The organism is Bacillus sp. RC252 (assembly GCF_044909215.1).
In the GTDB taxonomy this organism is placed as follows: Bacteria; Bacillota; Bacilli; order Bacillales; family Bacillaceae_G; genus Bacillus_A; species Bacillus_A mycoides.
Genome location: NZ_JBIYDV010000030.1, coordinates 14,150 through 35,626, shown reverse-complemented (window position 1 = coordinate 35,626; position 21,477 = coordinate 14,150). Strand labels below are relative to the sequence as shown.

Sequence of the window (21,477 nt, the reverse complement as noted above, 5' to 3'; positions counted from 1 at the left end):
AACATAAAAAAAATTTCCTATACAATTGTAACGCCTATATTTAATTAATTTGAGTAAACACTTGGTTTTAATACTCCTACATAAGGAAGATTACGGTACTGCTCTTTATAATCTAATCCATATCCTACAACAAATTCATGAGGAACAGTAAATCCAACATAATCTGCTTTCAGATCAACCTTACGGCCTGTTGGCTTATCTAATAAAGTAACAATTTTTACAGATTTCGCTTTACGATATTTAAACAGATCCACTAAATAGCTTAGTGTAAGACCGCTATCAATAATATCTTCAACGATTAAAATATCGCGACCTTCTACCGAAGTATCAAGATCTTTTAAGATTTTTACTTCGCCTGTCGAAACTGTAGAGTGACCGTAGCTAGATACAGCCATAAAATCCATTTCAAGATATGTATCTGTTCTCTTTAATAAATCTGCCATAAATGGCATTGCACCCTTTAGTACACCAATCGCAAGAGGTACTGTATTTTTGTAATCCTCTGCAATAACTGCACCTAGTTCGTGCACCTTTTCTTGTATTTGTTCTTCAGAAATTAATACTTTTTCGATATCTTGATTCATCATTTCATTATCCTCCCGGAAGACTCCTTGCTTTTGTAGTGAATAATCATGTATTTACCCTTCTTTGCTAGCTCTTTCGAAGTAGCAAACGCAGATCGTTTCAACAAGGGTACCCAAATAATATTTCCACTTGCGTCACAAACGATCGGCCATTCTTCTCTTTTTTCTTTTGGTACTTTTGCTTCGATAAAAACAGCTTTTATCTTTTTTGTACCATCCATACCTTGCATTGACATGCGATCTCCATTTTCCCTAGACCGAATACGAAGTGGATACGATATATCATTATACTTAGCAACAAATACTGTTTCATTCATGTTACTCGGTATATCTTCGCTCACCTCTGTTACAAGTTTATCCCCATTCGGCAATATAATTGTCCCAGGTACTGATAAATCTTGCGAAAAAGGAGAAACAATTTCTTGTTTAAATCCAAAACCACATTCTTCGTATGTGCGAACAATTTTCAAACCACCTGGAAAATCTAGTGAACCTGAAGGTTGTGCCCGCTTAAAAAATTCAATCACCTTGTCAATATGTATAGAAGAAAGCGAAGATGGAATCTTATATTCATAAAGATAGTTTAATATTAGTTGAATCCCTCTTCTTTGTAAAGGCATAGACATGGATTCAAAGGCAGGAATTGATAAGCTAATTTGTTTATCGCTTTTTTTTGTAATTACTTTATTCATTTTCTCAAAAGCTAATTCCTGCAAATAAGCCTCATCCTCTTGCATCTGCACGCTAAATTTTTGAAATTTCTCATGCATTTGTGGATTTTCTTCTTTCAAATAAGGAAGGACATATTTACGTAATCGATTCCTTGTATATACTTCTTTTTTATTACTCGGATCTATACGCGGAATAACTTTTAATTTATTACAGTAATCAACAATTTCTTCCTTAGTTACCCCAAGTAACGGCCTAATTAAATATCCATTATGAAAAGATCGCTTCACTGCAATTCCTGCGTATCCTTTCGGAGTACTCCCTCGTACAAGGCGCATTAAAATCGTCTCTACTTGATCATCTCCATGGTGACCAAGAGCTACATAACTCGCATCATATTTCTTCATTATTCTTTCCAAAAATGCATATCTGCATTCTCTAGCTGCAACTTGTGCATTCATTCCATATTGCTGTTGATATTGCGACACATTAATCCTTAGCGTTTCACAAATAACTCCTAGCTCTTTGCAAAGACCCTGTACAAACTGTAAATCCTCATAAGATTCATTACCTCTAAACATATGGTCCACATGTGCTACTACAATTTCTAGCTGTTTTTCTGCCCTTTTTTCTAACAAATAATATAAAAGAGCCAAAGAGTCAGGACCACCAGAAACCCCTACAACAATTGTTGAATGTTTCTTTAATACATCATGCTGCTTTACAAAGTCATCTACTTTTTCAACAAATGCATCTTTCAACTTCGCAATCACCTTTCATTAAACAAGAACAACAACATTAGTTACCTTGTATATAATGGTACAACTTTTACAAACATTGTGCAAAAAAAAGATGTACAAAATCCATATTTTTATCTTACATCCCTCCTGTATATTTAACAAAGTAATCACATTACCTTTTTAATCAAAAAAACCTAGGCATCTACCTAGGTTTTTTGATTATTTTATTGCGCCTGCATTCCTACTATTGGAATCGTAGCCCACTTCGGCATATTTTTCTTTACTTTCGCCACCACAATAGTCATATCATCATTTATATAACCATCACCAGAGCGAATTACTTCTTCCATAATAATATCAGCGATTTCCTGTGGGTCCTCTGTTTGTAGTTCTTTAATTTTACGTTTTATCCATAATTCATGATTCTCCACATGTTGCGCTCCCTCAAAGATGCCGTCACTCATCATGATAAGAAGATCACCCGTTTTTAATTGCTCACCAACCACATCAACTTCAACATCTTCAATGATTCCCATCGGCAAATTACTTGCCTCAATTTTCAAAATATTATTTCCGCGTTTAACAAAACTCGGCGTCGATCCAATCTTTAAAAACTTCGCACTCGCATCCCTTAAATCTACCATAGCCAAGTCAAGCGTTGTATACATCTCCTCTGTCGTCCTTAAAGAAAGAATCGAATTGATGGACTTAATCGCTATTTCTTCATCAATACCTGATTGAAGTATCTTTTGTAATAATTTTACCGTTTCCCTACTCTCCATATGAGCCCTTTGTCCATTTCCCATACCATCACTAATCGCAAGTGCATATTTACCAACGCTCAAATCCATCATCGCGTAGGAATCACCTGAAATAAACCCACCACCTTTTGCAGCTGTGGCCAATCCTGTATCAAGAGAATACGTCTTCGCTGAACCAAATGATATTAAACTGTGCCCATTTGGATATGAGGATTTCTCTTCATGCTTAACGACGATATTCTCTTTTAAAATATCTGAAAGCATTGGAGCAACCAACTTCTCACATTCCCCATGTTCATTAGATGCAGCCGGAATCAACATTTCAATATCAATACTTCCTCTATCTAAACAATAAATATCAACATGCTCCACTTCGACACCAAAATCACGAAACGCTTGTAAAATTTGCTCCTCCTGCGCTTGATGGTTCTCTCTTTCTCGTTGTATCTCCTTAGCGAAATCCTCCATCACTTTTGATACACCTAGTAATTGCTCCGCTACAATTCTACGATTTTCCTTCATTTGTTTTCTTAATTTCTGCCCCTCATAGAAGTGATCTAATTCACCCGCTACTAAATCCGTTACTTTCTTCCCTCTCACACAATGCTTGTCCCATTCACGAACTAACTTCCGATTATGCTGCAGCGTTCCTTCTTCTGTTTCACTCATTATTTGTTTCATATAATCGTATGTTTTATCAAAATTAACTACCCAACATTGATCCTTCTTAAAGCATGTTTGACATGTTTTTGCAGTAATTGTACTTAAAAATAAATCAGCTTCTGTTTCTTTATCTTCCTCCTCCACATACCCGTATACAGAAAAGCTATTAGACAAAGCAGCAAATACATTAGCAAATTGATTGATTTTGTTTGCTGTAACATCGCGCACTCTTCTTAAATATTGTTGTTGATCCTGTGAATGTTCCTGTGTACCCGGCATAAATTTAGCAATACGATCCATAACAAGCTTCGGTGTTAATAAGAAGAAAACAATCGCTACACCAGATTCAATTAAAGTTGTTACAATACTTGTTTGCTTGTCTACATATAATGTAATTAAGCTTGTACCAATTAATAAACCTAAACTAACTCCTATACGCTTCCCTTCTTTTAACAATCCCCCAAGCAATCCTGAAAAGGCAAGGAGACTAAGTTGAGACAAGCTCGCCACATTTGCTAAACTTAATATTAACCCAGTGACAACTCCTACCGTGGACCCTGTAGCTGCCCCTGCAATAAAGGCAAATACTAATACTAAATATCTAGTGAAAATATGTTGAATAGAAGCATCATAAACAAACCAATCCGTTGTGCCCGTTAAAACAGATGCTAGTAATATAATTAAACAAACAATTTCTTCTGTTTCTAACGCTTGTTGCTTCCCTTTCCTTTCCACTAAAAGCGGAACACTTTGTAAAAATATCATCGTTAATACGAAGCTAAGCCCCGCTTCGATCGTACTGACGAGCAGATCATACATGGTGACGGTTTGCTGTGCAAAATATACAACAACTAAATGTGCGGTTAATGCGGAGATAAATACTTGGAATGGTACAAGTCCAACAGTTTTACGTGTAAACCGACTAAAGAAGATATTATAAATAAAGAAGGTAAAGATAGATGCAAAAGTAAAAAATAAATTATCTATTGAAACTGAAAGTGCTCCCCCCATTAGGGCTAAGAACGCGAGCGGCATTTTATCTCGCTTCATAACATAAACAGCAGCAAAAAACGGCAATGCAAACGGTAAAATGTTTGTTAATATATATGCTCGTCCCAAAAGAAAACCAATAACAGCAATAATGAATCCCCATCTAAAGAAAACTTTTTCAAACTTCATTCGCAACTTACTCGTCCACTTTATTGTTCCAAGCTGACTTTCATTCATCGCCAATGCACTTGTATTCATAGTATTCCTTCCTGCTTTAGGCATATTTTTAACACCACCTGCATAGTTTAATTACTGTTATTATAAAAGATGATTATTGGTTTTTTTGTCAAAACAACAGTTTTGACTTTTATAATCGTTCGACTTTTTATTCGAAATAAATCTACATATATACATAGTATTTAATTTATTTAAAGCGAGTTGAAAGAATGTTCAGAAAATATAGGGTGATTTTGTAGAAGTATTGTACGTCTTAATTTATATTTAACAAAAAAAGACCATGCAAATTTGCATGATCTTTTTAGATGACCCGTACGGGATTCGAACCCGTGTTACCGCCGTGAAAGGGCGGTGTCTTAACCACTTGACCAACGGGCCGTTAAATTAAATATAGCGGCGGAGGGGATCGAACCCCCGACCTCACGGGTATGAACCGTACGCTCTAGCCAGCTGAGCTACACCGCCATGTCATCGTATTTAACGGACAATTAGTATATTACATCAGATATATTTTAAAGTCAATACATCTCAAAAACTTTTTTAAAAATATATTCTCTCACATAAAAAAGTACCCGAGTAATTACTCTGGGTACCTCTCTATATGTTAAGAATTAAACGGACTTATTATCCGCGACGTGCGCCACGGCCACCACGTTTAGATTCTGTGTTACGCTTTAAAGAAGTTAAACGATCTTCACTATCTTTTAAAAAGCGTGCCATCTTTTGCTCAAATGTTTCTTTTGGAGCTCTTTCGTTACCGCCACCGCGGTTATCTCTGTTGGAAGAACGATTATTATTACGTTGTGGACGTCCAGAACGTTGTTGATCACCACCACGTTGGTATTCACCACGCGGACGATCTCCTTCTGTTTTTTCACGTTCTTTCGCTTTCTTAATAGATAGGCCAATTTTGCCATCTTTTTCAACATTGATAACTTTTACTTCTACTTGGTCGCCTACTTTTAAGTGATCGTTAATATCTTTCACATAATTATCAGCAACTTCACTAATATGAACAAGACCTGTTAAGCCTTCTGGCAGCTCCACAAAAGCCCCAAAATTTGTAATACCTGTTACTTTACCCTGTAACTTGCTGCCTACCTCGATTGACATAAAAAAAATGCTCCTCCTTAGTGGTTAAAAAGTCAAATTTTACTTTATTATATATAATCCTAAAATGTAGTGTCAATAAGACATACTCTACTTAGAAACAGGAAAAATTATCTCCCCTTTTCCGGAGAAGAAATAATCCCTTCTAGCAATCTTTAAAACGTACTCTTCATCATTCAACTTTTGAACTTCATCTTTTAGATTCTTTTCTTTTTTCGTTAATGAATCCAGTTCTTTTTTCATGTCCTTAACTTTTGCTTCTTTTGCTTTAATGGAACTGTTTTGTTGATAAAACGTCACACTAATACTAGCAATAATTGTAAAAGCAAAGACAAGAAAAACCGCTAAACGGCGATAAAGTCGCTTCCTGTTCTCATCCGTTTGTATTATATGTTCTTTAACAGGATTTGGACTCTGTTTTTCGATTGTTCTTTGTCTCAGTTCCCTCATTTCCGAGGTCCCCCTAACTTCTTTTTTATACGCACCCATAATTGGAAGATATGTCCCTTCAATTTTGCTACATATTGCAGGAACCCTACATGCTTCATTATAAAAAGTTTAACACGATTAGGGAGAAGTTTCCATATGAGCGAAGCAATAAACCGAACAGGCGAGAAAAAAACTTTCCATATGAAAAGTAATATCCAAATCACCATTTTCCATAACACATGTCCAATTGAAAGCAGTATACGAAATAAGAATAATATAAATGCAATAAATAGCTGTGCTATAATAATAACAGGTTTTATCATGAGTAGCTGTATAATTCGAACAAAAAATTGTGTTGTTTGTACAAAAATATAGATGAGAAAATTTAACATCTTCATGTATAGTACTTTCAATAAGCTTTGATATGCTGCAAAACCACATAGTAACGCCAAAAATACATATATACGTAGTTCGGCTTCATTTACACGCAGTAATACATAAAAAACGAATAATGCTTGGACAATCCAAAATAGTATATCATGTATAAATACAAGCCAACGTTTACGCTCTTGGCGTTTTAAAAACCGTTGGTATGTATCTAAAGAAGCACCAATCCAAGCACCCATTCCAATCATCGAAAGCATTGTATACAACTGAATTGTTAGGCTCATTTAAACAGCTTACTAAAGAAGCCTTTAGTTTTCTCCCCTTGGTTCTCATCAATATACAGCATTTCATGAACTTTCCCTTTAATTGATACAACACCCTTTTCTACATCTAAATTCTTCATTTGCAAATTTTGACCACGAATTGTTAAAAAACCCATTACAGTCTCGAGTAAAAACTCTTCGCTATCAAAACTCTCTACTTGCTTTACACCAGTAATATCGATTACACGCCTGCCACGCATGATAATATCATGCTCTACAGAAACATTTTGTTGATTAGAAGACATAGGTGAGTAACCATTATTCACGAAAATCCCCCCATAGCTTTATACTAGCTAATAGTAATGTATGAAGGGCGAACCTATTTTAGAACAAGCCTTCTTCCGCTTTCACTTTTTCCTCACGAACAAGACTATACATGTTTGCTGCATCTTCTTTTTTAGTTGTTTCTTTCAATTCATTTACTTTCACAGTTACTATTTTTTGCCCGAAACGAATTGTTAATTCATCCTCTACCTTCACATCTGAACTCGCTTTTGCCACTTGGCCATTAATCGAAATTCTTCCTTGGTCAGACACTTCTTTTGCTAATGTTCTTCTTTTAATTAAACGTGATACTTTCAAAAATTTATCTAGACGCATATCAAATCCCCCTATTAACGCTCTGTTTGTTTTGCCTCTTCCCATAAAATATCTAACTGTTCTAATGATAAATCTTGCATTTCCTTATTCATTTCAGCTACTTTTGCTTCCATGTATAAAAAGCGAGCCATAAATTTCTCATTAGTTGAACGTAACGCTTCTTCTGGATCTAATTTATAATGACGAGCTATATTAACAAATGCAAATAGTAAATCACCAAATTCACCTAGCATCTTTTTCTCATCCATGTTTACAACTTCTTGTTGGAATTCTTGCCATTCTTCTAAGGCCTTCTCTATCATCGGCTGCACATCAACCCAATCAAACCCAACCTTTCCAGCTTTCTTCTGAATTTCATAAGCACGCATTAGTTGTGGCAAGCTTTTTGGAATACCCGCTAAAACAGATTCTTTCACGAATCCCTTTTCTTGTTTTTTAATTTCTTCCCAATTTGCAATCACTTCATCAGCATTATTTACATCCGTATCCCCAAACACATGCGGATGACGACGAACCATTTTCTCAGCTAAAGTCCGAATAATGTCATCTATAGAGAACCAACCTTCATCCTCTCCAATTTGGGCATGAAGCATAACTTGTAATAATATATCACCTAGTTCTTCTACTAAATGATCATCATCCTCTTCATCAATTGCTTCTAGCACTTCATACGCTTCTTCAATTAAGTATTTCTTTAAAGATTGATGAGTTTGCTTTTTATCCCATGGGCAACCATTCGGTCCACGAAGATCAGCAATAATTGCTCTAAGCACATCAAACTGCTGATATAAGGACGCACGTTCCTTAACCGGCGGTACATACACACTCGTTAAATTATTTAATTCTGTTTCGTGATCTAACATGTATAACGATACCTTTTTCACTTGCTCGAATGAAGTCCCTGCAGCTGTTACGATATACACTTCGTAATCATCTGGCAAAATCTCCATTAACGTTAGCTTCACATCTGAAGCAACGAATGCATCATACACTTGGCAAAAGATTAAATGTTGACGTAATTCTAATTGCCCTCTTTCAAATGATGTAGCATCAATTAATTGGAACCCTTCAATCGGATCAATTTTTAGACTTGCAAACATCGGATCAAGGAAACTTTGTCCACCTTCAATTCGCACTTCAATATTTGCTGCTTCTCCTTTTTCCAAAAGTAGCTGAACTGTTCTTTCTGCTACAAGCGGATGACCTGGAACAGCATAAATAATTTCTGCGCCTTTAGCTTGTTCTAGCAATGTATTCGCAATTGTTTCATATACGATTTCAAATGTATCATGTGCCTCATATACATTATCAAAGGCCGTATACTTTATAGCTTCTTTCTCCAATTCTTCTATAACTGGGTGTTCCTTCGTTCTAACAAACATATGGTCTGCTTCTTTTATCTTTCGATATACACCCATCGTTAACTGATCTAACTCACCAGCACCTAATCCTAAAATAGTAATGATTCCACTCACAACCAGTCACCTCTATCCACTCTTCTTCAATGAACCTTCTTTTTTCTCTTGTTTCATAACGGTTCCTAATTCTTCTTTTGTAAATACACGTAATTTTAAAATTAAAAACATATATGCTAATCCACCGATAGCTACACCTAACAGCGCTTCAAGCGTCGCAATTCCTCTATGTCCTGTATCAATTACTAATCCGGACATTCGCAACATACGCATAAAGATTATTAATACAAACCCCATACCGATACCACTAATAGCTACACCTAACATATTCCGCCTATCAATAAGCGGCTCCGATACAGCTCGCATAAGTAACACACTATTTAGCAAGGCAATTACAATAAGCGCAACTAAAGTTGCAATTGCAGCTCCCTTTACACCAAAATACGGCATTAATATATAGTTTAAAACTAACTTCAAACAACCTCCAAATACAACGAATATTGCTGGTTTTAATGTTTGTCCCACTCCTTGCAAAATGGAAGCAGTTGTAATTGACAATGAACTAAATAAAATAGATAAAGATAAAATCGATAACACATCTGATCCATCACTATTTTCAAACAACATAATATTTGTAGGTTGAATAATACAAGTTAATCCAATAGCAGCTGCAAATCCAATAACAAATGTTATTTTCATTGCTAAATTTACCTTTTCTTGAATAAATGAAAGATCTCCTCTTTCTTTCGCCGCTGTAATAATAGGAATAAGTGACAATGAGAAAGAAGTTGTCACAACAGTACCTAATTGCATAAGCGGGATACTTCTATCATAAACACCTTTTAGTACCTTTGCATTTTCAACTTGCTCTCCCGCACGAATAAGCAAAGTATACAAGGAAATAGAATCCGCCATTTGTATAAAAATAAGGACTAAATTACTAACACAAATCGCTAATCCCTGCCAAAAAAGGATTCGAACAATCCTTTTTTTATTTCCAATTCCTTTCCAACTTTTGAAGAAAATAGCATGGAAATCATGACGCATATAAAGTAAAAGTACGATAATCCCAATAAGCCCGCCTGCAATTGAACCTAGCATGGCACCCGCACCAACTGTATATAAATCAAATCCATGAGCAATAAGGAATAGTGATAAAAATACAATAATAGAAACACGAATCGTTTGTTCAATTACTTGCGAAACAGCCGTCGGCATCATATTATTGAATCCTTGAAAATATCCTCTCGCTACAGATAAAAATGGCATTAGTAGGAATGAAAACGAAATAACGCGTAATAGTTTATCTAAATGTATATCGCCCATAGCCGATGCAATTGTTTTGGCCCCAAAGAATAATGTGAAAAATCCTATAAGGCCAATTCCTAATAAAAACCAAAAAGATACACAAATAATTTCTTCTGCTTCTTTTTGTTTTCCTCGTTCTAATCTTTCTGCGACCATTTTTGAAATAATAATGGGAAACCCATAAGTAGCTAAAATCAAACAAAATCCATAAAACGGATAAATTTGTTGGTAAATATAAAAACCAACATCACCCGCTATATTTTGATATGGAATACGGTAAAAAGCGCTTAATACCTTCGTAACAAAACTTGCGATTGTTAATATAATAGCCCCACGCCAAAAGGCTTGGTACTTCTTCGCTTCCATACAAGAAAACTCCTTTTTCTATTCTCACCCCTCGTATTATATCACAAAGAAAAACTGGCTCTCCTTCATATTCCTTACATTCACTGACTTCTTTCAACAGCAAAAATATTCAATGAAAAAAGGTAGCAAAGCGCTACCTTCGTTCAATATACTTATATCTCCAAATAGTTAATTTCTCAAATAGAAATATCATAATTAGGAAAGATTGCTACTTATAGAAATTACACTTCGCTACTGCTCCATTTGTTTCGCTAAAAAGCTTGCAGCTGTATTTACTGATTTATGCTCTACTTCACTTATAATAGCCTCTTTAGAGAAGATAACGACAGCTCCGATTGGATCTCCATTTGCAATAATCGAGCCAATTGTATAAGAGCTCACTTTTTCTGTTACTCCATCAATAATTGAAATTTCGCTTTCATCTGTCATAATTACAGACTTACGCTCTTCCATTGTCTTCTCAATTAAATCGCCAACACTTTTATTTAAGTATTCTTTTTTAGATGCGCCTGCTACTGCGATAATAGAATCACGATCGCATACAAGCACATTATGTCCTAAGCTATCGTATAAAGCTTCCGTATATTCCTTTGCAAAATTACCTAGTTCACTAATTGGAGAATATTTTTTCAAAATCACTTCTCCATCGCGATCAACAAATATTTCTAGTGGATCTCCCTCACGAATACGTAAAGTTCTACGAATTTCCTTCGGAATTACTACCCTGCCTAAATCATCAATTCGACGTACGATTCCAGTTGCTTTCATTCTAATGCTGCCTCACTTTCTACTGATGATCAAAGTGGTGAATTTACCTGTTCATGTAAAAATCACCAACTATTAAACATAGTATTTTACACATTAGTTCTTCTATGCACGTCGAATTGTATTTTTTATCTTATATTAGGCATTTATTACTTCTTTTTTTACATCTGGCAAGCCTTTTAATAAATTTTCAGCAATTGTTAACCATTTCGACGTCTCTAATCCATTCGTTTTCATCACAATTTTCAATTGTGACCCCTCCATACCAAGACCGATCATACGGCCAAAACTACTTCCTAGCATGAATAATTTTCCACCATCTATATTTTGGCTCGCTTGTTCAGAAAACAGGAATGTTACTTCAAATTTATTTTGCTTAATTAACTCAATTTGTTCTTTCATTGCCAACACTTTAATGTTTGCAATTTGTAATAAATAACCAACTTCTTGTGGATAATCACCAAATCTGTCGATCATCTCTTCCTGCAACTCTTCAATATCTTCAATTGCAGAAATACCTCTAAATTGTTTATACATCATAATTTTTTGTTTACTATCTGAAATGTACGCATCCGGTAAATATGCATCTACTTCTAAATCAATTTCAACATTAACGGTATTTTCAACTCCGTCTGTTCCTCTACGTTGCTCAATTGCATCTTTTAACATTTGAGAATATAGATCAAATCCGACAGAATCAATAAATCCATGTTGTTCTGCCCCTAACAAATTACCCGCACCACGAATTGATAAGTCTCTCATCGCAATTTTGAAACCAGATCCAAGCTCTGTAAACTCTTTAATTGCTTGCAGACGCCTCTCTGCAACTTCCGATAACACTTTATCACGTTTGTATGCAAAGTATGCATACGCGACGCGATTAGAACGTCCAACACGACCACGAAGCTGATACAACTGTGATAATCCCATACGATCTGCATCAAATACAATTAATGTATTTACATTCGGAATATCTACACCCGTCTCAATAATTGTTGTACTTACAAGAACATCATGCTGCCCTTCTAAAAACGATAGCATAACAGACTCTAATTCACCTTCATTCATTTTCCCATGTGCGTATGTTACACGAGCATCTGGAACCAACATCGAAATTTCATCTGCTTTTCTTTCAATATCCTCCACACGGTTATATAGGAAGTAAATTTGACCGCCTCTTGCCAACTCTCGCTCTATCGCTTCTCGCATTAACGCCGGATTATACTCTACTACATATGTTTGTACTGGGAAACGATTCTCTGGTGGTGTCTCAATAACAGATAAATCGCGCACACCAAGCATAGACATATGAAGTGTACGTGGAATCGGAGTTGCCGTTAATGTTAACACGTCAACATTTGCTTTCAATTGTTTAATTTTTTCTTTATGTGTAACGCCGAATCTCTGTTCTTCATCAATAATAAGAAGTCCTAAATCTTTATAAGTAACATCTTTAGATAAAATACGATGCGTTCCGATTACAATATCCACCGTTCCATCTTTTAAACCTTTAATCGTTTCATTTTGTTGTTTTCGTGTGCGGAATCTACTTAGTAACCCTATATTAATCGGGTAATCTTGAAAACGCTCTCGAATTGTTTCATAGTGTTGTTGTGCAAGGATTGTTGTTGGTACTAAAATCGCAACTTGTTTTTCATCCATAATTGCTTTAAATGCCGCACGAATAGCTACTTCAGTCTTTCCATATCCTACGTCACCACAAAGAAGCCTATCCATCGGACGTCCGCGTTCCATATCTTTCTTAATCTCTTCAATAGAACGTAATTGATCCTCTGTCTCTTGATATGGGAATAAAGATTCAAACTCTTGTTGCTCTGCCGTATCTGGTGTATATGCATAACCTTTTGAGGCTTCACGCTCGGCATATAATTTAATTAGGTCATCTGCAATGTCTTGTACAGATTTTTCAACTTTCGTTTTGACCTTCTTCCAATCATTTCCGCCTAATTTATAAACTTTTGGTTCCTTACCTTCAGACCCTACGTATTTTTGCACTTGATCAATTTGTTCAATTGGAACGTATAACTTATCATTACCTTGATATTTAATATTTAAATAATCTTTATGAACACCATTAATCTCTAATGTCTCAATACCTAAAAATTTACCTATACCATGATTTACATGAACTACATGGTCTCCAACTTTTAATTCCGAATAACTTTTAATACGTTCAGCGTTAGATAACTTTTGCTTACGTTGTGATTTTTTAACCTTCTTATGAAAAAGCTCCTTTTCAGTAATGACAACAAACTTTTGCATCGGCATTTCAAAGCCTGCATGTAAATCACCTACAGCAATTTGTAACCTTCCAGGCAATAAGATATCTGTCGCCTCTACAATGTCTGCATCAATATCATAATCACTTAAAATATGTTGTAGTTTTTTTACACGTTCATCATCTGTTCCAAGCACAACGGTCGTAAAATTACCTTCATTCCATCTATCAATTTCAGTTTTTAACAAATGCATCTGTCCGTGGAAATCTTGCATCGTTTTACATGTCACATTCACAATATTTTGAGGATGTGTGTGTGCTATATGGCGTAAGAATAACGTTAAATATACAAACCTTCTTTTTTTATTATGAAGAAACTCCTCAAACGAGTGGGAGAAAGATAAATCCTGAATAATTGTTCCTTCGCCAAGAAGTGAGATATACCATTCCGCTTCTTCTGTTTCAAGATGTGATGCTGTTTCTTGAATACGGGAAATCTCATCTAAAATCACAACACCATTTTCTGGTAAATAATCTATCAGACTAGCAGGTTCTTTATAGAAAATAGATAAATATTTAAACATTTGTTCTATACTTTGCCCGTTTTTCAACATTTCAAGTTCATAACTAACCGTCTCAAGCACAGTAGTCTTTAATTTATCATCGGAAAGCTTTTGCATCGTCTTAGTCAAACCTTCTTCAAGATGCTTAATTCCCGATTTCAATTCTTCCTGTGAAAATAAAAACTCTGTTGCCGGACCAAACCGAACACTTTCCCTTTTATCTTGAGAGCGCTGTTCTTCCACATCAAATAATCGAATAGAATCAACCTGTGTATCAAAGAATTCAATACGAAATGGTAATTCTTCAGTTAATGGGTAAATATCTAATATTCCCCCGCGTAGACTAAAATCTCCTGGAGCTTCTACCATCGACTTACGCTCATAACCAATATGATGTAAGGTATGCAAGAGTGCATCTAAATCAATCTCTTGCCCTAGATTGATTTCAATTTGCCTTTGCTTCCATAATTCTTTTATTGGTAAAAACCTACGCAGCCCTGCAACTGGCGCTACAATAATCCCATTCTCTCCTGCAGCTAAGCGATTTAACACTTCAATACGCTGTGCCTTCAATTCTGGACTTGCAACACCAACCTCCGATGCTATCAATTCATTTACCGGATATAGCCAAACATCTTTTTCACCAAGTAACGCCACTAAATCTTCATGTACTTTTTGTGCTTGGTATAAATTGTGCGTCACGATAAGTTGTGATTGCTTTGTCTTTTTATATAAAGCTGCCATTAATAATGAACGAGAGGATGTTGCCATACCCGATACAAGTTGTTCTTTCAACCCATCTTCTAGCCCATTAATAACCGATTGTATTTCTTCATTTTTATAAAATTGCTCTAATAAACCTATCATTTTCAAAACTCCTCTCAACATAAAGAGCAAGTTACTATATTTTATGCAAATATTTTGGAAAAAGAAAACAGAAAAATGCTTTGGACACGCCAAAGCGACAACATTTTATTGCAGAAATTTTTCATATTCATAATACTCAGGATAAGATGCGAGCGTTTCTTGACACGATTCACAAATCGTTTTTATATATATATTTCCATTCTCATGAAAATGAATCATATCCACTACTTCTTGCTCTGTTAGTTGAAACAAAACGTCGCTATATACTTTTTCTGCGATAATGGAGCCCACATTACTTCCACAATGTCTACAGTAATAATAACCTTCCATACTAGCCTCCTAAATATCCAATTGCTACTAGTATGGGATAAAACAAAATAAAATATTCCAGATTGTGCGCTTAACTATTAAAAGTATTCATGATTTGGAGAAAAGGTTTATTTAACCATTCCTCACATGCATCTGCTGCATTTTCAATGGATTGATTAACGCCAGATATTTCTTCAGATGTAAAACGTCCTAATACGTAATCCACTACTTTTATCCCATTTTTCGGACGATCGATTCCCATGCGGATACGTTGAAATTCTTGTGTTCCTAAATGTGAAATTGTTGACTTCACACCATTATGTCCACCCGCACTACCTTTCATGCGAAGGCGTAATTTACCTACAGGAATATCTAAATCATCGTACATAACAATGAAGTCCTCGACATCAATTTTATAATAATCCATGAGTGGACGGATACTTTCCCCAGATAAATTCATATATGTAAGTGGCTTTAGTAAGATTACTTTTTCCCCATTAACAAAACCTGCGCCAAATACCCCTTTAAACTTTTGTTCATTCAAAGAAATACTCCAACGTTTTGCAAGTTCATCGATTGCCATAAATCCAATATTATGCCTTGTTAATTCATATTCTCTACCTGGGTTCCCAAGTCCTACTATTAATTTCATTCTTGTACCACTACTTTCTTTTTTCGATACGAAAAGACGTAACCAAGCTTGGTTACGTCTCATTCTATCCAATTAATTGAATAATACACTTACAGATTCTTCTTCGTATACACGAATGATTGCTTCTCCGATTAATGGAGCAACTGAAAGTTCATGTACTTTATCAATTTTCTTCTCTTCTGGTAATACGATAGAGTTCGTTACAACTAACTCTTTAATATTCGAATTTTGAATACGCTCAATTGCTGGACCAGATAATACTGGGTGTGTACAGCAAGCATATACTTCAGAAGCACCGTTCTCAACAAGAGCGTTTGCCGCTAATGTAATTGTACCAGCTGTATCAATGATGTCATCAATTAAAATTGCTGTTTTGCCTTCGATGTTACCGATAATGTTCATTACCTCAGATACATTCGGACGAGGACGACGCTTATCAATAATAGCGATTGGCGCTTTTAGGCGATCCGCCATTTTTCTAGCACGCGTTACACCACCGTGATCAGGAGATACGATTACGATATCTTTAAGGCCTTTTGCTTCAAAGTAGTCTGAAAGAATCGGTACACCCATTAAGTGGTCGATCGGGATATCAAAGAATCCTTGAATTTGCGGAGCATGTAAATCTAGAGTGATTACACGAGTTGCACCTGCTGTTTCAAGCAAGTTTGCTACAAGTTTCGATGTAATTGGTTCACGAGAACGCGCTTTACGGTCTTGACGCGCATAACCATAGTAAGGAATAACGATATTAATTGTTTTTGCAGATGCACGTTTTAATGCATCAATCATAATAAGTAATTCCATGATATGTTCGTTTACTGGGAAGCTTGTAGATTGAATAATGAATACATCGCAACCACGGATACTTTCTTCAATGTTAATTTGAACTTCTCCATCACTAAAACGATCAACAGAACATTTTCCTAGTCCTACTCCAATGTGCTTTGCGATTTGCTCAGCAAGTTCCTTATTAGAGTTTAAAGAGAATACTTTCAAATTAGAATTTAGATATTGAGTCGACATCTAGATTAACCCTCCACATTATGATTTTTTCTTATTCAGCAATTGATCAACATAGTCTTCTTTGTTAACTTGACGTGCACGTGCTACTGATAATGCTTTTGATGGAACATTCTCTGTTATTGTAGAGCCTGCTGCCACATAAGCACCATCTTCAACTGTTACAGGAGCAACAAGGTTTGAATTACATCCAATAAATACCCCGTTACCAATTACAGTTTTAAATTTATTCTTGCCGTCGTAGTTCACCGTAATTGAACCACAACCAAGATTCACGTCTTCTCCAACTTGTGCATCCCCGATATAACTTAAGTGTGAAGCTTTACTTCTATTACCAAAAACAGTTTTTTTGATTTCTACGAAGTTTCCAACGCGCACTTCATCTCCAATAACTGAATCTGGGCGAATATGTGCAAATGGACCAACTGATACTTCTGTACCAAGTTTGCTGTCATGTACAGTAGATTGACGAATTACCGTACGATCTCCAATTTCACTATCGCGAATTACTGTATGCGGTCCAATTTCACAATCAGAACCAATTACAGTGTTCCCCTCAATAACCGTTCCTGGGTGAAGAACTGTATCACTACCAATAATTGCATCCGCAGAAATGTATGTGTTACTTGGATCAATAATTGTAACACCATTTACCATGTTCTTTCTGTTGATACGATTTTTCATAATAATTTCCGCTTGCGATAGAGCGACCCTGTCGTTAACACCTAACGTTTCATCGAAGTGCTCTGTTTGATAAGCTGATACAATATGACCTTCATTTTTTAAAATTTCAATAACGTCCGGAAGGTAATATTCGCCCTGTACATTATCATTTGAAACTTTAGAAAGTGAAGCAAATAAAGCTTTATTATCAAAACAATACGTACCTGTATTGATTTCTTTAATAGCTAATTCTTTTTCATTCGCATCCTTATGCTCAACAATCTTTTCAACATGACCATTCTCATTACGAACGATACGGCCATATCCAGCAGGCTCTTCTATGTACGCTGTTAGTACCGTCGCCATTGCTCCCGCTTCTTCGTGTTGCTGAAGTAATGCTTCCATCGTTTCAGCAGTTATTAGAGGTGTATCACCACAAATAACTAAAGTTGTTCCCTCTTCATTTGCAAGTACACTTGCAGCTTGATCGACAGCATGAGCTGTACCAAGTTGTTCTGCTTGTAATGCAAACTCACTTACGTTTCCTAGCTGTTCTTGTACCTTTTCAGCACCATGTCCAACGACTGTTACAAGTTTCTGCAATCCTAATTGAGATACTTCATTGACTACATGTTGTACCATTGGTTTTCCACATACAGGATGCAGCACTTTGTATAGCTTGGACTTCATACGTGTGCCTTTACCTGCAGCTAGAATCACTGCAAATCTGTTTGACATATAGACCCTCCATCGCAACCTATTTATCCATTAACGATATTATCCTAAATCATCATATATTTCAAGAAACACATTATAACTATTAAATTTTACCATAATTCTTATAAGATGTTTTACTCTTTAGTATCTTTTTTAAGGAATAAGCTATACTATTTTAAATAAAGATGAAAAAATTAGAAGTTTTTCATCTTTATTTTTTCAAAATATGAATTTTTATAATTAGAAACGTGTATTATTCAAAAAAAAAACAAACTCCTGTAAATGCTTACAGGAGTTTGCTACAAAATTATAAGACTTTCTTTCAAAAGCCCTTTTCATTCGAATTTTACGAAGCGCCTGCTTCTTCAAACTCAACCTCTTCTAACTCGCCTAAACGATGATACTCTGTTAAAACCGCATCTTGAATTTTAGAGCGTGTATTAGAATTAATTGGATGTGCAATGTCACGGAATTCTCCATCTGGAGTACGTTTACTTGGCATTGCTACAAATAATCCATTATTACCATCAATTACACGAATATCATGAACAACAAATTCATGGTCTAGAGTAATAGAGGCAATTGCTCTCATGCGGCCTTCTGTGTTTACGCGGCGTAATCTTACGTCAGTCACTTCCATCTTGTGTTCACCACCCTTTTCTAAATAAGCGATATATTTGTATAAATTCCACAAAATTTCTATTTTTCCTTTAATTTTTTAAAAATTTTTAAGATAAAAATTTTTATTGTAGTTGAATATAAGGATTAGCAGAGGTTATCGCTTACAAAGAGTTACTTAACTAGGGCAATTACTTCGATTTCAACAGAAACATCTTTCGGTAATTTTGCTACTTGTACACAAGAACGCGCTGGTTTATGAGTAGAGAAATAAGAACCGTATACTTCATTAACAGCATTAAAATCATCCATATCCTTCAAGAATACTGTTGTTTTTACCACCGTATCAAATGAAGCACCTGCTTCTGCTAATACCGCTTGTAAATTTTCAAATACTTGCTCTGTTTGTACTGTTACATCTCCTGTTACAAGTTCTCCACTTGCCGTTAACGGAATTTGTCCTGAACTATAGAACATATTATTTACAATAATCCCTTGTGAATATGGTCCGATTGCCTGTGGTGCTTTGCTTGTTTGAACAACTTTCATACTTTTCACCCTTTTATTATTTATTTTTACTCTTTAAAAATAGTGTACCAAAGGCAGTTTGTCCATCCATTTTGTAATTTATAAATAGGAATAAAAAAAGGTAAAGCTATCTGCTTTACCTTTTTACTCAGCCTCTACAAGCCCTTTATCAAATGGTGCAAGTGCATAATTCCCCTTTTCCACTTGAATCGCTTTTTCTTTCACATCAACTTCTGACAAACGAATTAATGATACAAAGTTATTAATAAGTCTTTCTTCAATATCCGTAGACTCTACTAATACGCCAATCCCAACAACATTAGCTTTAAACTCTTCTAGCATGCTCATCATACCTTGAATGGTTCCGCCAGCTTTCATAAAGTCATCAATAATTAAAACATTGGACCCTTCTGGAAGGCTACGCTTTGCTAAAGTCATCGTTTGGATTCGCTTAGAGGAACCTGATACATAGTTAATACTAACAGTGGGTCCTTCTGTTACCTTATTATCTTTTCTCGCAATTACTACCGGTACATCTAAGTAGTTCGCTACTGCATAAGCAAGCGGAATTCCTTTTGTCGCTACCGTCATAACCGCATCAATTGGTTGCCTAGCAAAAACAGAAGCAAATAAACGACCTGCGCCATTAATCTGGCGAGGATTACTTAAAAGATCCGTCATATATAAATAACCGCCAGGCAAAATACGGTCTGGGTTTTCAAATAAGCTACAAAGCTCGTTAATAATCAGATTTGCCTCTTCTTCACTTATATAGGGAATATATTTCACTCCTCCTGCTGCTCCTGGTACCGTTTGCAATGTGCCGACACCTTGTTGTTCAAACGTTTGCTTAATTATAACTAAATCTTCACTAATGGAAGATTTAGCCGATTGATACCTTTCAGCAAAAAAAGTGAGAGAAACTAGCTGACGAGGATTTTGTAACAAGTAATACGTCAGATCGACCAATCTTGTACTTCGTCTAATTTTCATACTCTCACCTCAAATCACGAATATTCTAAACAAATCATAACGTATTATACGTCTTTATTCAAGCGTTTCTCGCTCTCCTAATAAACGCACTGCATATACTTGCTCGCAAAATCCTTTTAACCCGTTATATATGCGGTGCATTCGCGAATCATGGTGTACAAGACCAAATACAGTTGGGCCACTTCCACTCATTAATACGGCATCTGCCCCAAAGCGTTTCATCTGTGATTTAATACGTGCAACCTCGGGATGCATCGCAAACGTCACATCTTCTAAAACGTTACCAACAGTATCACAAATTCCTTTATAATCGCCATGGTTAATGACTTCAACCATTTTATCTACATTTGGATGAGTAACACGATTTAATTTTAAATTTCCGTACACGTCAGCAGTAGATACACCAATGTGGGGCTTTGCTAAAACAACCCAACAAGAAGGCGGAGTCTTTATATGTTCAATTTCTTCTCCTCTTCCAGTGGCAATAGCAGTTCCACCATATACACAGAACGATACATCTGACCCAATTTCTGCGCCAAGCTTTGCTAATTCATCGATTGTTAGCCCTAAATTCCATAACTTATTAAGGCCACGTAATGTCGCTGCTGCATCACTACTTCCACCTGCTAATCCAGCGGCTACTGGAATCGTTTTTTCAATAGTAATAGACACACCTTTTTTTACATTAAACTTCACTTTTAATAATTTCGCTGCTTGATAAGCTAAATTGCGTTGGTCGTCTGGGACATACCGATTATGGGACAAAATTTCAATACGGTCTTCTGCTAATTCCGTTAGCTCTAAACGATCTGCCAAGTCGATTGTTGTCATAATCATTTTCACTTCATGATATCCATCTTGTCTTTTTCCCAGTACATCTAACGACAGATTAATCTTTGCTGGTGCTTTCACTAGTAGCTTCAATCTATTCACCCACTCTATGTACTCAATCTTTTAT

General features: G+C 35.7%; 20 protein-coding genes and 2 tRNA genes. All 22 read right to left on the bottom strand.

The genetic code is table 11. The annotated features are described in order from the left end of the window. Positions 1-44: 44 nt before the first annotated feature. The 22 genes from hpt to ispE all read right to left on the bottom strand — a co-directional run bounded on the left by hpt (position 45) and on the right by ispE (position 21,443). Positions 45-587 carry a hypoxanthine phosphoribosyltransferase gene (hpt, locus tag ABH960_RS27815; protein ID WP_002124550.1) on the bottom strand — a complete coding sequence of 181 codons (543 nt, stop codon included), beginning with the start codon at positions 585-587 and terminating at the stop codon, positions 45-47. Then, positions 584-2,014, bottom strand: coding sequence for a tRNA lysidine(34) synthetase TilS (tilS, locus tag ABH960_RS27810; RefSeq protein ID WP_404449617.1), 1,431 nt, complete (start codon positions 2,012-2,014; stop codon positions 584-586). Before tilS ends, hpt begins: the two co-directional genes overlap by 4 nt. A 203-nt stretch (positions 2,015-2,217) precedes the next feature. Then, positions 2,218-4,689, bottom strand: a complete 2,472-nt coding sequence (gene spoIIE, locus ABH960_RS27805; protein ID WP_002091571.1) for a stage II sporulation protein E — start codon at positions 4,687-4,689, stop codon at positions 2,218-2,220. Positions 4,690-4,950: 261 nt separating this feature from the next. Next, a tRNA-Glu gene (locus ABH960_RS27800) sits at positions 4,951-5,022 on the bottom strand. Between the two features lie 13 nt (positions 5,023-5,035). Continuing rightward, positions 5,036-5,109, bottom strand: a tRNA-Met gene (locus tag ABH960_RS27795). 159 nt (positions 5,110-5,268) lie between these two features. Further along, positions 5,269-5,757: a S1 domain-containing RNA-binding protein gene (locus ABH960_RS27790; RefSeq protein ID WP_002063394.1), complete on the bottom strand. Its 489-nt coding sequence runs from the start codon at positions 5,755-5,757 to the stop codon at positions 5,269-5,271. A gap of 87 nt (positions 5,758-5,844) precedes the next feature. Then, the gene (divIC, locus tag ABH960_RS27785) at positions 5,845-6,204 is read right to left on the bottom strand and encodes a cell division protein DivIC (RefSeq protein ID WP_002124547.1); all 360 of its coding nucleotides are present in this window, start codon (positions 6,202-6,204) and stop codon (positions 5,845-5,847) included. Beyond that, positions 6,201-6,854 (bottom strand): spore cortex biosynthesis protein YabQ, encoded by a 654-nt coding sequence (yabQ, locus tag ABH960_RS27780; RefSeq protein ID WP_113938522.1) that lies wholly within the window; start codon positions 6,852-6,854, stop codon positions 6,201-6,203. The genes divIC and yabQ overlap by 4 nt, the downstream gene beginning before the upstream one ends. Then, positions 6,851-7,159 (bottom strand): sporulation protein YabP, encoded by a 309-nt coding sequence (gene yabP / locus ABH960_RS27775; RefSeq protein ID WP_001059101.1) that lies wholly within the window; start codon positions 7,157-7,159, stop codon positions 6,851-6,853. The genes yabQ and yabP overlap by 4 nt, the downstream gene beginning before the upstream one ends. Positions 7,160-7,217: 58 nt before the next feature. Then, positions 7,218-7,493, bottom strand: coding sequence for an RNA-binding S4 domain-containing protein (locus tag ABH960_RS27770; RefSeq protein ID WP_002009677.1), 276 nt, complete (start codon positions 7,491-7,493; stop codon positions 7,218-7,220). A gap of 14 nt (positions 7,494-7,507) precedes the next feature. Further along, complete coding sequence (yabN, locus tag ABH960_RS27765) at positions 7,508-8,968, bottom strand: bifunctional methyltransferase/pyrophosphohydrolase YabN (RefSeq protein WP_002063393.1); 1,461 nt, start codon at positions 8,966-8,968, stop codon at positions 7,508-7,510. Between the two features lie 12 nt (positions 8,969-8,980). Then, the gene (locus ABH960_RS27760) at positions 8,981-10,582 is read right to left on the bottom strand and encodes a putative polysaccharide biosynthesis protein (protein ID WP_404449612.1); all 1,602 of its coding nucleotides are present in this window, start codon (positions 10,580-10,582) and stop codon (positions 8,981-8,983) included. A gap of 231 nt (positions 10,583-10,813) precedes the next feature. Next, a complete protein-coding gene (gene spoVT / locus ABH960_RS27755; RefSeq protein WP_002009670.1) occupies positions 10,814-11,350 on the bottom strand; it encodes a stage V sporulation protein T in 537 nt (178 codons plus the stop codon). A gap of 135 nt (positions 11,351-11,485) precedes the next feature. Further along, positions 11,486-15,016: a transcription-repair coupling factor gene (mfd, locus tag ABH960_RS27750; protein ID WP_404449609.1), complete on the bottom strand. Its 3,531-nt coding sequence runs from the start codon at positions 15,014-15,016 to the stop codon at positions 11,486-11,488. A 105-nt stretch (positions 15,017-15,121) separates the two neighbouring features. Further along, positions 15,122-15,346 carry an anti-sigma-F factor Fin family protein gene (locus ABH960_RS27745; protein WP_002091576.1) on the bottom strand — a complete coding sequence of 75 codons (225 nt, stop codon included), beginning with the start codon at positions 15,344-15,346 and terminating at the stop codon, positions 15,122-15,124. 70 nt (positions 15,347-15,416) lie between these two features. Next, complete coding sequence (gene pth / locus ABH960_RS27740; protein WP_087943057.1) at positions 15,417-15,977, bottom strand: aminoacyl-tRNA hydrolase; 561 nt, start codon at positions 15,975-15,977, stop codon at positions 15,417-15,419. 72 nt (positions 15,978-16,049) lie between these two features. Next, positions 16,050-17,003, bottom strand: coding sequence for a ribose-phosphate diphosphokinase (locus ABH960_RS27735; protein ID WP_002091580.1), 954 nt, complete (start codon positions 17,001-17,003; stop codon positions 16,050-16,052). 18 nt (positions 17,004-17,021) lie between these two features. Beyond that, positions 17,022-18,401 (bottom strand): bifunctional UDP-N-acetylglucosamine diphosphorylase/glucosamine-1-phosphate N-acetyltransferase GlmU, encoded by a 1,380-nt coding sequence (gene glmU, locus ABH960_RS27730; protein ID WP_002091584.1) that lies wholly within the window; start codon positions 18,399-18,401, stop codon positions 17,022-17,024. Between the two features lie 325 nt (positions 18,402-18,726). Beyond that, entirely contained in the window at positions 18,727-19,020 is a 294-nt protein-coding gene (spoVG, locus tag ABH960_RS27725; RefSeq protein WP_000454042.1) for a septation regulator SpoVG, read from the bottom strand. A 152-nt stretch (positions 19,021-19,172) separates the two neighbouring features. Next, a complete protein-coding gene (locus tag ABH960_RS27720) occupies positions 19,173-19,547 on the bottom strand; it encodes a RidA family protein (RefSeq protein WP_000869819.1) in 375 nt (124 codons plus the stop codon). A gap of 123 nt (positions 19,548-19,670) precedes the next feature. Next, positions 19,671-20,519 (bottom strand): pur operon repressor, encoded by an 849-nt coding sequence (purR, locus tag ABH960_RS27715; protein ID WP_002091587.1) that lies wholly within the window; start codon positions 20,517-20,519, stop codon positions 19,671-19,673. A 54-nt stretch (positions 20,520-20,573) separates the two neighbouring features. Beyond that, positions 20,574-21,443 (bottom strand): 4-(cytidine 5'-diphospho)-2-C-methyl-D-erythritol kinase, encoded by an 870-nt coding sequence (ispE, locus tag ABH960_RS27710; protein WP_012260164.1) that lies wholly within the window; start codon positions 21,441-21,443, stop codon positions 20,574-20,576. Positions 21,444-21,477: the final 34 nt, after the last annotated feature.

Coding starts and splice junctions, on each gene's coding strand:
- ABH960_RS27745 (WP_002091576.1), bottom strand. CDS start 15,346: ATGGAAGGTTATTATTACTGTAGACATTGTGGAAGTAATGTGGGCTCC.
- yabQ (WP_113938522.1), bottom strand. CDS start 6,854: ATGAGCCTAACAATTCAGTTGTATACAATGCTTTCGATGATTGGAATG.
- ABH960_RS27760 (WP_404449612.1), bottom strand. CDS start 10,582: ATGGAAGCGAAGAAGTACCAAGCCTTTTGGCGTGGGGCTATTATATTA.
- ABH960_RS27720 (WP_000869819.1), bottom strand. CDS start 19,547: ATGAAAGTTGTTCAAACAAGCAAAGCACCACAGGCAATCGGACCATAT.
- hpt (WP_002124550.1), bottom strand. CDS start 587: ATGATGAATCAAGATATCGAAAAAGTATTAATTTCTGAAGAACAAATA.
- ABH960_RS27735 (WP_002091580.1), bottom strand. CDS start 17,003: ATGTCGACTCAATATCTAAATTCTAATTTGAAAGTATTCTCTTTAAAC.
- pth (WP_087943057.1), bottom strand. CDS start 15,977: ATGAAATTAATAGTAGGACTTGGGAACCCAGGTAGAGAATATGAATTA.
- glmU (WP_002091584.1), bottom strand. CDS start 18,401: ATGTCAAACAGATTTGCAGTGATTCTAGCTGCAGGTAAAGGCACACGT.
- divIC (WP_002124547.1), bottom strand. CDS start 6,204: ATGAGGGAACTGAGACAAAGAACAATCGAAAAACAGAGTCCAAATCCT.
- ABH960_RS27790 (WP_002063394.1), bottom strand. CDS start 5,757: ATGTCAATCGAGGTAGGCAGCAAGTTACAGGGTAAAGTAACAGGTATT.
- ABH960_RS27770 (WP_002009677.1), bottom strand. CDS start 7,493: ATGCGTCTAGATAAATTTTTGAAAGTATCACGTTTAATTAAAAGAAGA.
- mfd (WP_404449609.1), bottom strand. CDS start 15,016: ATGATAGGTTTATTAGAGCAATTTTATAAAAATGAAGAAATACAATCG.
- purR (WP_002091587.1), bottom strand. CDS start 20,519: ATGAAAATTAGACGAAGTACAAGATTGGTCGATCTGACGTATTACTTG.
- spoVG (WP_000454042.1), bottom strand. CDS start 19,020: ATGGAAGTGACTGACGTAAGATTACGCCGCGTAAACACAGAAGGCCGC.
- spoIIE (WP_002091571.1), bottom strand. CDS start 4,689: ATGCCTAAAGCAGGAAGGAATACTATGAATACAAGTGCATTGGCGATG.
- spoVT (WP_002009670.1), bottom strand. CDS start 11,350: ATGAAAGCAACTGGAATCGTACGTCGAATTGATGATTTAGGCAGGGTA.